Here is a 9,242-nt window from a genome sequence, read left to right as displayed (position 1 = left end):
TGGTATATATATCCGCCGCCCTTCATGAGACCGTTCAATTTCGTCTTGATTTCGTTTTCCACGTTATCCGCGCTGATAAAAGCCTTTTCATCTATGCCGCCAAAAAGGACTAAATCCCTGCCGTATTCAGTTTTAAGCCGGAAGAGATCCATATCTACATCGCTTTCAAGCGGCTCCAACGCCCGCACGCCCGCTTTTATGAGGCGGGGTATAAGTTCGCCTATGTTTCCGTCAGAATGAAAAATTACAGGCAGGTTCTTTTTGGCGAAAAAATCGCAGAACTCCTTATGCAAATCAAAGAGAAAAGCATTATAATAATCCGTAGAAAAAATAAGGCCTGCTTTACACCCCATGTCCCCCCACAGCCACGCGCCGTCAAATTTGTAACCCTTATCCAGCACCAGCTGACATAGCTTAAGTGTAAACTCGGCGGATTTTGCAAACATATCGGCGGCCTTGCCGGCATCTTCCGCCATCATGGTCAACACTTTTTCCCTTCCAAATATGCTGGATATATGCTCAAACGGCTCAACGCAGGATAGAGCCAGAAATCTCTCGCCGGATTCGGCCTCCATATAAGTATCTGCCAGAGCCTCACCCGTGCTCGGCCTCGCAAAGCGTTCCGTCGTTATCTTATTCTTGGACGCAGGGTCAAAATCCTGGTTGAAACCGAAAAGGCGTATGTCAAAACCGAAATATTCTTCCGCCTTAACATCCTTGGGCAGCTTGCCGCGATCACGCCACTTTTTTATCGTGACTTCCGTAAAATCGTCCGCAATGCCGAGCGTGTCCGGCACTTCAAAACTCAAGGTTTTCTTTATTCTGTCGCGTGAATTCATTTAGAAAGATCTTTTATATTACATCATTTTTTAGCAATTCTGCCAATTTATTTGCTACTTCATGCGGTTCGCCCTTCAACATCTGGCCCCCCGCGCGCGCCGGAGGTGTAAATATTTTAACGACCTTTGTCGGTGAGCCGTTTAATCCCACCCGCAAAGGCTCGAGCCCCAGATCTTGAGACGTCCATGTGATTATCTCTGCCTTATTGGCCTTCATCTTGCCCTTCAGCGAGGGAAGCCGCGGTTCATTTATCTCTTTTACCACGGTCATGAGGCAGGGTAGCGGTGTTTCTATTATCTCATAACCTTCCTCGACCATCCGCTCTACTCTGGCCTTGCCGTTCGTTATCTCTTCTATCTTTTTTACATAGGTAACTTGCGGTATATCGAGATGAGTGGATATGCCGGGCCCCACCTGCGCCGTGTCACCGTCGGATGCCTGCTTGCCGCAGAGTATTATATCAAAACTGCCTATCTTTTTGATACCGCTGGCAAGGGCATAGCTCGTAGCAAGGGTATCGCTGCCGGCAAAGGCCCTATCGGAAAGAAGAATGGCTTCATCGACCCCGACCGAGATCGCTTCTTTGAGCGCCGCTACCGCCTGCGGCGGGCCCATAGTAAGAACTATGACCTTTCCGCCAAATTTCTCTTTAAGCCTGACGGCTTCTTCTATGGCATAGGTATCGAAAGGATTTATGATAGAAGCTACGCCTTCGCGTATAAGAGTATTGGTAGCGGGGTCTATTTTTACGTCAGTGGTATCCGGTACCTGTTTTATGCAAACAATTATGTTCATGCCACCGCCTATCGCTTCTTAACCAATCCTTTTATCAGCGCATTAGCGATAACACTGCGCTGTATCTGGTTTGTACCTTCGTATATCTGGGTTATCTTTGCGTCGCGCATATATTTTTCTACGGGATAATCCCTCATATATCCGTATCCGCCATATAGCTGTACGCAATCAGTCGTTACTTTCATGGCAACGTCGCTCGCGTACATTTTTGCCATGGCGGAAGCCATGGCAACGTCTTTAGCGCCTGAGTCTATCATTCTTGCCGAGGAAAGTACCAGCGCCCTCGCTGCTTCTATTTGCGTGGCCATGTCGGCCAGCATAAACTGAACGCCCTGAAAACTGCTGATGGATTGCCCGAATTGCTGTCTTTCATGCACATATTTTAGCGTAAGGTCAAAAGCGCCCTGCGCTATGCCTACTGCCTGCGCCGCGACCCCGGGCCGGGAATTATCGAATGTCTTCATCGCGACTATGAAGCCCATGCCTTCTCTCGCAAGGATATTCTCTTTAGGCACCTTACAGTCCTGGAAGATGAGCTCTCTTGTGGCGGAGGCGCGTATCCCCATCTTCTTCTCTTTCTTTCCGAAAGTAAATCCGGGCGTATCCTTTTCGACTATAATCGCGCTTGCGCCGCGCGCGCCCCTCGTCTTATCCGTCATGGCTATAACCGTATAGGTCTCCGCCTCTCCGGCGTTCGTTATCCATTGTTTCGTTCCGTTTAATATGTAATGATCGCCGTCTTTCTTTGCGGTGGTCTTTATGCTGCCGGCGTCTGAACCCGCCTCTGCTTCGGTAATGGCGAATGCCGCGAGCTTTTTACCTTTTGCTATGTCAGGTAGATATTTTTTCTTCTGTTCGTCGTTTCCGTAGAGTATTATGGGGTATGTTCCGAGGGCCGTCGCCGCGAACGCGAGCGCGATACCGCCGCATGCCTTTGACAGTTCTTCTGTCGCTACGCACAATTCCATTACTCCGCCGCCCGTACCGCCGTACTCCTCGGGAATATATATACCGCACATATCGCTTTCAGCCAGCACTTTGACGATAGGCCAGGCGAATTCTTCTGTCTCGTCATAATGGGCGGCTACAGGACGTATCTTCTCCTCCGCGATTTGGCGCGCAAGGTCCCGTATCATAATCTGATTTTCATTTAACAGGTAATCTACCATGTTCCCTCCGATATTTTTGCACTATTTCGAAAAAAATATTTTATCCCAGCATTTAGGCAATGTCAACGGTTTTATTCTTATTCGTAACTGATCGTAACTCTGAATGCCGCCTCTCGCTTTTCCATTGTCCTTGGAAACGGCGGAAATGGAGAAGCGTTTTTCACCGCTTCTTTCGCGGCCGTGGCCAGTTTCACATCCACTTCATTCAGGACCTGCGGCTCGCCCTTCAATTTACCGTTATCCGTCAGGGTAAATAATAACCTGACGTCTTTATCCCCCTTTTCGGGGACTTCGGGATAATTATCCTTTGCCATCCAGAATATCTTATTCCTCAAATTTTCGTAATAACTGTAGTAGCCGCCCATCATGGGCATAATGAGATTGGTAGGCGGTATGACCGTATCTCTCTTTTTGACCTCTTCTTTTTGCTTGGGAGCCGGCTCTTTTTTCGGTTTCTCGCTTATCTTTGCCTTCTTAGCCGGTTTTTTAATCTCTTTCTTCTCCACTCCTATCCCTTCGTCCTTTTTCCCAAACCAGCTTAAGTCTTTAGAGATATGGGTATTGGTATCTATTTTCTCTTCCTCCGGCATCTCTCCTACGAGTTGTTGGCGTTTAATGCCCTCAACTGCTATAGTAATCTGCTCTTCCATGAGTTTGCGCTGCGTCACTCTATCGCCGTAGAATGTATTGGCTGCTTCGGGGAACATCTCGGTACCATCCATAATATAAGGAGTCAGAAAAATGACTATCTCCTTCTTCTCCGGTTGATTCGAAGTCGAGCTCGCAGAACCCTTGGTCTGGCTTTTGAAGGCATATCCTATAATAGGAATATCGCCCAGGATAGGAATTTTATTTATAGTCTCTATATCCCTGTCTTGTATCAGGCCCGCTATGAGTATGGTCGTGCCGTCCCGCACCATTACCGTGGTATCGGTTTCCGATTTAGAGACTACCGGTATTTGATTGCCTGTAGCGCCTGCCGCATGAGCAGTCTCGATGGGCGTACCCAACGAGCTGATTTCCGGTTTTATCTTCATAGTGACAAATCCGTCATTATTTATCGTCGGCGTGACCCTTAAGGTTATACCTACATCTATATAAGTAACCGATTCGGATGTCACCGGGCTCCCGGCGGAAGGTACCGTGGTGGTCGAGGTCACATAAGGCTGGTTTGTCCCTATTAAGACTTTCGCCTCTTCATTATTCAGCACCGTTATTCTCGGGCAGGATATCACATTGGTCTTTCCGACTGTAGCCAGCGCCCTTATCGCGCCGTCCAGCGCATTATGGGCCAATTTTCCTATCGTAAGAGACCCCCCCGTAACCGTACCGAGGGAGACATCCCCTAAATCGGCAAAATTAAAATCTATACTTGTGTTGCCGATATTTCTGAACAACTTCCCCCAATCCACACCGTACCTAAACTCGTCTGTCAATTCTATTTCGATTATCTTTGCTTCGATAAGCACTACCTTGTGTTTTTCGTCCATAGCACTTATAATATTTATTATATCCGGCATTTTTGTCACGAGATCAGTTACTACTATTTTATTTGTCCTTTCATCGACCTGTATCGCGCCTACGCCTTTTGTCAGAACATCTGTTATCTTTGTCTTGATGTCTTCTGCCTTGGCATAATTTAGGCTGAATATCTTAGTCTCTATCGGCATATCCATCTTCTCTATTATCTTTTCCATCTGCTTGACGGGCTGGGGGGCATCTATAATCACGACCGTATTGGAAGGCTCATCCACCACTATTTTGCCTATCTTCGATTTTGTCTGATTAAGCGCTTTCGCTATGTCTGCCGCTTTCGCGTATTCAAGCCTAAAAATCTTTACCTCTTTCTTATCGGAATACCTCTCGCCGTACAGTTGTTCATAATCTCTTTCGGTCATCACATTGATTATATCGCCGCGTTTTTCATACGCGAGGTCATTGGACGCGAGTATTATCTCGAAGGCATCCCACATATCCACATCTTTCAGAAATAGCGTAACCTTGCCTCTTACGTTTTTGCCGGCGACAATATTTAAATTGCTCCTTGCCGAAAGCATCTTGAGAACATCTATTATATCAACCCCTTTTAGGTCCAGAGATATCTTGTTCTTTGCCGATAAAGAAACTTCTTGCTTGGGCGCTTTTGACGCGGGTATTGGTACTGTACCTACCCTGCGGAGAGGTTCATCCTGAATAGGCAGGTCTTCTTCGGACATATCCGATTCTACTTCTTCGACAGACGGCATTGTTTCATCAAAAAATAGGTCTGTATCCCCGGATACCTCGTCAGGGGGGCCCTCTTTAACAATTTTTTCTATCTCCCGCCTTAGTTCGGGCGGTATGCTTTCGTCTTTAAGCATTTCCTCCAAAGTCTCAACCTCCAACACACTATCCTGAGGCGGGTCATCCCCGTCTTCGGAAAATGTATATGTGCCAAAAAATAGGATTAAAGAAATCAATAAAAAACACGCTATGAGTCCGGCTCTTTTATTCATCATTATTTATAACCCTCCGATTAAAGTACGAGTTCAAATGTCTCATCTCTATATTCCATTAATACCCTGTCTTCCATTATTTCCACTATCTTTGCCTGGCCGGCCGAACCCCCTTTATATAGAAAATATGACTTCCCGGCCTTTTTATCTTCGATAATCGCCTGAGGCTTATCCCCGGCGATTATACCTATAAGAGATAAATTGGCGCCTATCTCTTCAACTGAGGGACCGGCCGGCATTGCCGGTGTGTCGCTCTCCTGCGGCATGAATATATTTCTGTCGTCTATGCCCGGGGTGTAATAGGAATACGGTTGGGAGGAATCGGCTTTTTCTTTAACCTCGAGCGTTTCTCGCGCTACGGCAGATTCGACTTTATCTTCTTTTCCGCGGTAAGGATTATATATCATATCGACCAAAAAATATATCAATAGACCGATTAGAATAATTACAAGGACAGGATTGACATTTTTTGTGCTAATGGCCTTAATATCAAACGCTAAAGCCATAGAAGCCGATTTTTGCGCCGACCGGCCGTTTCCTTTATAAGAGGAGGTTGCGGCAGTGCCGTTATACGCCATTGCGGATCTTATATCCATCTTCTCTCTTTCGGCATCTTTCCGGGCGGAGCCTTTTATCAATCGTAAAAGTTTCTCTTCGGGTGAAAAATCTTTCTTCATTCTATATTACCTCATTTCTTATGATATCCAATATTATCGGTTCGTCTATAATCCTTTTATCCTTCATCACGGCGGCTTCCAGCGCATTATGGCATAGTATCGCTATCTTTCTGGGATAGCCCATAGTATGTTCATGTATGAGTTTCACCGCCCCGTCCGAAAAAAAACCTTCCGGGCCGTTATATCCGGCCTGTCTTAATCGGAATTCTATCATATCTTTTGTCTCTTCTTCGTCGAGAGGGTTTATTATATATTTCAGGGTGATCCTATCAAAAAAGTTCTTTATCTTTTTGACCTTCGGCATTATCTCCATCTGCGCCAATATGACCAATTGAAGCAGTTTATATTCATTCGTCTCATAATTAAGCAGCGTCCTCAATATCTCAAGAAATGTCGGGGTAAGCTTTTGCCCTTCGTCTATTAAAAGTATTATCGTCTTATTTTCATCAACGCCCTTATGGAAAAGATATTTTTCTATAGCGTCCCTGTAGTCCAATGTTGATTTAAGGTGGGGCGGCACGCCGAACATCTTGCCCAGGCTTGAAAGAAATTGGAACTCCGACTTATATGTGGGGTCCAGTATCATATGGAATACAAAAGTGTCTTCTTGATTAAAATTTTGAAGCAGTGTCCTGCCAAGTGTCGTCTTGCCGGTGCCGACATCGCCTATTATCAGGCTCAGGCCACGTCTCAAGCGCACTGCTATCTCAAGCCGGCTCATAGCCGTCTCGTGGGCAGAGGAGCGGTAAAAAAAGTACGGATCCGGGCTTGTGGAAAAAGGCTCCTTATGTATATTGAGCACTTCGTAATAGCTCATACCCCGCCTTCCCATATCAATAGATTCTTTATTTCTTTAAGGCTCATATTTTTGAGCCGCATTTCCCTGATTTTGGAAAGCGCATCTACGGTGGAATCGTCAAAAAATCTGAAATTGGTGTCGGGGGAGCGGCCTATTTCTTTGATTATGCCGAGTTTGAGATAATACTTTAGGGTATAGGCCGAATGGCCAGAAATTTTTGCAACATCTTTTAATAGGTATATGTTTTTCAACTACTCTCCATATAGAGAGTGATATACTCTCTGTCAACTCTCTTAGTAGAGAGTATACATCATACTCCTTTACTTGTCAAGGGGTTATGTAAATTTGATGATTTGAATGCCTGCGGGGGTCAAAAAATCGATATTCTGGTAATATTAAGGATTGATTTGATTGTGGCAGGTTCGCTCTCCTTTGCCCTCAATACCATCCTTTCAACTTTGAGCAATTGGTCGGATGATTGAAGGTCGTAAATAAATTTGGTAAGTTCCGCGAGCGTAGATTCTGTTGCCACCCTAAATGTAGATTCGTTGTAATATTCAAATGTTTTATACGATAACGGTTTTATATTCGTTATTTGAACTTTGGTAGCGTACGCCGCTCGTTCTATCCGGGTTAATGCAATGGCGCTCTCTTCCTCGGGAGTCAGTTTTTGAGATTTGAAATACTTCGCGTATTCGGTTCTTTCTTTTTCTATATTATCTTTATCGCGCAAGATCCTGGAGTATTTTCTTAAGACGACTTCCTTGTCCCTTATTTTCCGGTCTGATTCGTTCCATTGGCTGACTATCGGCTCAATAACAAAATTGTATACAAGAGCTGCCAGGGCCGCTGATATGGTAGCTAGAGCTAAGAATCTTTCTCTTTTTGTGATATTACGAAACATCGCCGTCTCCGTTTAGAACTTTGTCATTTGACATACTATTTCAAAATCCGCAAATTCCGCTTTTCTGAAAATCCTTTTAGTGGCATAATTTATCTTCGCATTTTCAAAATAGGGCGATTTTTCCAATACCGGCAGAAAATTGAATACGCTGCTCAGTTCTTTTGCGGTCCCGCGAAGCAAGATCCTATCTCTGTCCTCAAATTCCAGCAAAGTAAGAGATATATCCTTGGGGAGTATGCTGTAAATCTCGCGCATAACATCTATGGAGGAGCCCTTAAACATAAGCTGATTGCCTATGATCTCAGTGCCTTCTTTAAAACGCGACAATCGCTCTACCTCCGGCCCGATAGCTTTTAATTTTTCGTCCAATTTTTGAAGGTAAAATCTCTTTTCAAGCATCTTCTTTTCCAGAATCGCGAAAAACGCCACAAGAATGCATAGAATCAATATGACGCTTTTTGCCAATTCTCTTTTTGCCGCCTCTTCTTTTTTCTTTGAGGTGATCTCTTCGGGCATAAGATTTATCTCGGCAAATTCGGGGTTTGATGCGAGCCCCAGCAAAGAAGTATAAGAATACTCTTTGAGCCGCTTTAAGATCTGCTCGCCGAATCTTTCCCCTTTTACATAATCTTCCTGCAAAATAATCTCGCAGGGGGTGGCGATATTGCTGCATAGAAGGTCAAATATGCCCTTAGTATAATCTTCTCCTCCGGAGACGATGATCCTTGATACCCCTTCGTTTCTTTCTTTAAAATACGTTTCGAATGACATTCTTATTTCTTTTAAAAGCGCGCTCTTATCGGGTTCGGCGGCGCCGGCGTCAAAAGATATGGACCGGCTAAACAAAAGGGCCCTCTCTTTGGCTATCTGTATGTGCGTGTGGTATTTGTCCGCATCTATTATCGCGACTGATCCGCCACCCTCCGCCCCTCGCCCGAGATACCAATTGAGTATGCCTTCGGAGCTGAGCCCTATCTTGTCAACGTTTACACCCGCCATTCTGAATATGTTGACATATTTATCGACAAGTTTTCTTTGCGCAAGGACCAGCAATATATCCGAATAACCTTCCGGCGTTGTACTTATAAGCTTATAGCTTACTACCATCTCTTCCCGGGAATAAGGAAGATATTTGATAGCCTGGAGTTCGGCCATATTTTTAATTTCGGAATTTTGAGTGGTGGGAAACCTGACATTTTTCATGGTAACGAGATGCCGCGGAAAACCGGCTACAAAATGTGAATGTAAGATCTTATTTTTTGATAAGAGCGAACGTACTTCTTTTGCTATCGATTTATCTTCTTCCGACGGCAATTTTACGCAGTCTAAGATACTGACGCCGCCATTCTTTTTACTCTTGGAAATGGCGAGTATCTTAAGAATGCCGTCGGTTATATCTATTCCGGTTATTAATCTTTTGGCTTTATAAAACATAGTTTATGGCGAACATTATACATTATTGAATCTCGTAATAATACAAAAATTCCGAGCCCTTATCGGTCCTCTTTACGACCACTTCTATCGTCTTTTTTATCCTGCCGTTTTTAACCTCTCCTCGCGAAC

At 44.8% G+C, this 9,242-nt stretch carries 9 protein-coding genes; all 9 read right to left on the bottom strand.

Annotation, left to right across the window (positions count from 1 at the left end; genetic code table 11):
* Nucleotides 1-839 (bottom strand): hypothetical protein (locus KKI13_02775; GenBank protein MBU4487976.1); only part of this gene is annotated, 839 nt, incomplete at its 3' end.
* A 13-nt stretch (nucleotides 840-852) separates the two neighbouring features.
* Nucleotides 853-1,635, bottom strand: a complete 783-nt coding sequence (locus tag KKI13_02770) for an electron transfer flavoprotein subunit beta/FixA family protein (GenBank protein MBU4487975.1) — start codon at nucleotides 1,633-1,635, stop codon at nucleotides 853-855.
* A gap of 8 nt (nucleotides 1,636-1,643) precedes the next feature.
* Nucleotides 1,644-2,804 (bottom strand): acyl-CoA dehydrogenase family protein, encoded by a 1,161-nt coding sequence (locus KKI13_02765; protein ID MBU4487974.1) that lies wholly within the window; start codon nucleotides 2,802-2,804, stop codon nucleotides 1,644-1,646.
* Between the two features lie 77 nt (nucleotides 2,805-2,881).
* The gene (locus KKI13_02760; GenBank protein ID MBU4487973.1) at nucleotides 2,882-5,302 is read right to left on the bottom strand and encodes a hypothetical protein; all 2,421 of its coding nucleotides are present in this window, start codon (nucleotides 5,300-5,302) and stop codon (nucleotides 2,882-2,884) included.
* A 17-nt stretch (nucleotides 5,303-5,319) separates the two neighbouring features.
* The gene (locus tag KKI13_02755; GenBank protein MBU4487972.1) at nucleotides 5,320-5,976 is read right to left on the bottom strand and encodes a hypothetical protein; all 657 of its coding nucleotides are present in this window, start codon (nucleotides 5,974-5,976) and stop codon (nucleotides 5,320-5,322) included.
* 1 nt (nucleotide 5,977) lies between these two features.
* Nucleotides 5,978-6,793: an AAA family ATPase gene (locus tag KKI13_02750; protein MBU4487971.1), complete on the bottom strand. Its 816-nt coding sequence runs from the start codon at nucleotides 6,791-6,793 to the stop codon at nucleotides 5,978-5,980.
* Nucleotides 6,790-7,026 (bottom strand): MerR family transcriptional regulator, encoded by a 237-nt coding sequence (locus tag KKI13_02745; protein MBU4487970.1) that lies wholly within the window; start codon nucleotides 7,024-7,026, stop codon nucleotides 6,790-6,792. Before KKI13_02745 ends, KKI13_02750 begins: the two co-directional genes overlap by 4 nt.
* Nucleotides 7,027-7,145: 119 nt before the next feature.
* Entirely contained in the window at nucleotides 7,146-7,679 is a 534-nt protein-coding gene (locus KKI13_02740; protein ID MBU4487969.1) for a hypothetical protein, read from the bottom strand.
* Nucleotides 7,680-7,691: 12 nt separating this feature from the next.
* Nucleotides 7,692-9,113 carry a pilus assembly protein PilM gene (pilM, locus tag KKI13_02735; protein MBU4487968.1) on the bottom strand — a complete coding sequence of 474 codons (1,422 nt, stop codon included), beginning with the start codon at nucleotides 9,111-9,113 and terminating at the stop codon, nucleotides 7,692-7,694.
* Nucleotides 9,114-9,242: the final 129 nt, after the last annotated feature.

The sequence above is a fragment of the Candidatus Omnitrophota bacterium genome (assembly GCA_018894435.1).
Classification (GTDB): domain Bacteria; phylum Omnitrophota; class Gorgyraeia; order JAHIPI01; family JAHIPI01; genus JAHIPI01.
This window is presented reverse-complemented; position numbering and strand designations above follow the sequence as displayed.

Bases quoted from the DNA above. Each gene is read 5' to 3' on its own strand.
- KKI13_02770 (MBU4487975.1), bottom strand. From the start codon at position 1,635: ATGAACATAATTGTTTGCATAAAACAGGTACCGGATACCACTGACGTA.
- KKI13_02765 (MBU4487974.1), bottom strand. From the start codon at position 2,804: ATGGTAGATTACCTGTTAAATGAAAATCAGATTATGATACGGGACCTT.
- KKI13_02760 (MBU4487973.1), bottom strand. From the start codon at position 5,302: ATGATGAATAAAAGAGCCGGACTCATAGCGTGTTTTTTATTGATTTCT.
- KKI13_02755 (MBU4487972.1), bottom strand. From the start codon at position 5,976: ATGAAGAAAGATTTTTCACCCGAAGAGAAACTTTTACGATTGATAAAA.
- KKI13_02750 (MBU4487971.1), bottom strand. From the start codon at position 6,793: ATGAGCTATTACGAAGTGCTCAATATACATAAGGAGCCTTTTTCCACA.
- KKI13_02740 (MBU4487969.1), bottom strand. From the start codon at position 7,679: ATGTTTCGTAATATCACAAAAAGAGAAAGATTCTTAGCTCTAGCTACC.
- pilM (MBU4487968.1), bottom strand. From the start codon at position 9,113: ATGTTTTATAAAGCCAAAAGATTAATAACCGGAATAGATATAACCGAC.